Origin of the sequence: Exobacillus caeni (assembly GCF_005747095.1) — a bacterium.
GTDB lineage: Bacteria > Bacillota > Bacilli > Bacillales > Guptibacillaceae > Exobacillus > Exobacillus caeni.
Map to the genome: position 1 here is coordinate 1 of NZ_SWLG01000044.1, position 1,815 is coordinate 1,815.

1 protein-coding gene is annotated in these 1,815 nt (G+C 40.3%); it reads right to left on the reverse strand.

Annotation, left to right across the window (positions count from 1 at the left end):
- Window positions 1-107: 107 nt before the first annotated feature.
- Window positions 108-1,676, reverse strand: a complete 1,569-nt coding sequence (locus tag FCL54_RS23515) for an IS1182 family transposase (RefSeq protein WP_138129711.1) — start codon at window positions 1,674-1,676, stop codon at window positions 108-110.
- Between the last annotated feature and the right edge of the window lie 139 nt (window positions 1,677-1,815).

Here is a 1,815-nt window from a genome sequence, read left to right on the forward strand (position 1 = left end):
AAGGGGCTGACCCAAAACATCGATAAAGCGGTGTTTGGGCAGCCCCCTTTTCTATTCAAAAGATAAATGAATCTCTATTTTAAGAGAAAAAACCTCTTCACGAGGTTTTAACTCCCTATTTTCGTTTTTCTTTTTATGCTATTTTCCCACTTTTTTAGGTTGTGGGCAGCACAAACCAGGCCCCATTCGACTGTTGTTTTCGAGAGGCCTCTTAGATGAAAACGGTTGAACCCTTGGTTAAATTTGGTTTGTCCAAAGACCGTCTCCACATCAATTTTTCGTTGACTGTACTTTTCTTTTCCTTCTTTAGAGTTCAAGCGTTCCTTCATTTCTCTTCGCTGCCGTCTGTTTTCCATTGAAATCATAATCGTTTTGCTTTCTTTTCCTTTGGCGCATTGCGACTGGAAAGGACAATCCTTACACTCCACACAACGATATCTTCGTTTGATCGATTCAAATCCGTTTTCTGTTGTTCTTTTCGATTCGTAATGAAACACCAGCCGTTTCTTGTTGGCGCAAATAAACTCATCTAACTCCTCGTCATAATCCATGTTTTCCGCACGTTCGACCTTTTGTTTCCACGATTTCTTCTTTTCATTTTCAAAGGTATTGTAAGGGACATATGCTTCCTTTTCTAACTGTTCCAGATAGGCGTAATTTTCTTCACTGCCATAACCTGAATCCGCAATAATGGTATCCGGTAAATTACGATACTGGTTTAGAAGTTCCAGGTGAGGAATGAGACATTTAGGATCTCCAGCTCTTTGATGGAGTGAGAAACCGGTAATAAACTGGTTCTCTGTGCCGATTTGAATATTGTAACCTGCCTTTAACTGGCCATTCTTCATATGGTCTTCTTTCATACGCATGAAAGTGGCATCCGGATCTGTCTTCGAATAACTGTTCCTTCCATTCGCGGTCTTTCGTTGGTGTTCATACTTTTGTTTTCTTGGAAGCAAATCTTTCTCTAGCTGTTTCTTTGCTTTTTTGAGTGTTTTATCTTTGGGTTCCTTTTTGAGGTGTTCGTTTACTTTGTCCATCGTCTTTTGAATATCTGAGGAGGTAATGGGATCTTCATTGAGCTTCTCTTGGACACCCAAGGTGTCTTCCTGGAGTTCTCCCTCTAAATGGCGCTCGATATCAAACACAATCTTACGGAACTTCTCATCTAGTCCTTTTTCATAACGCTTTGTCGCCTTTAGCCAGACCCAGGTGTATTTATTGGCATTCGCTTCCACCTTCGTTCCATCAAGATAGTAATCCTCGAGTTTGACGAGTCTCTTTTCATGAAGGAGCTCCAGGATGGAAAAGAAGACGTCATAGATAATTGGTTTGATCCGTTCAGATCGGAAACGATTGATGGTTCGGAAGTCAGGCTTTTGATTTCCGCTTAGCCACATTAAGTAGATATTTTCCTGGAGTGCTTTTTCGATTTTTCGCCCAGAATAAATCCGGTCGGCATAAGCGTATACGAGGATTTTCAACATCATCTTTGGGTGATAGCTGCTTCTACCACCGCCTTTATATTGTTCAAGAAGCAAAGATTCATCAAGCTGTTCAACTGCTTCATTCACAAGGCGGGCAAGATGATGAGTAGGGATTGTAACTTCTAAATCAAGTGGTAGAATGAGCTGGTCCATGTTATAATCAATGAAAGAAATATGATCATGTTTCATAAAAGAATCGTCCTTTCTTATCTGTTGATTTTTGTGTGGTAACTTTAATTATACAGAAAAAGGACGGTTCTTTTATGTTTTCAGCGAAAAAAGAAGGGGCGACCTTCAAAAGGATACTTTATCCTTTTGGGTCAGCCCC

What these genes read in the sequence shown, in the direction of transcription:
- FCL54_RS23515 (WP_138129711.1), bottom strand. Translation starts at nt 1,676, where the DNA reads ATGAAACATGATCATATTTCTTTCATTGATTATAACATGGACCAGCTC.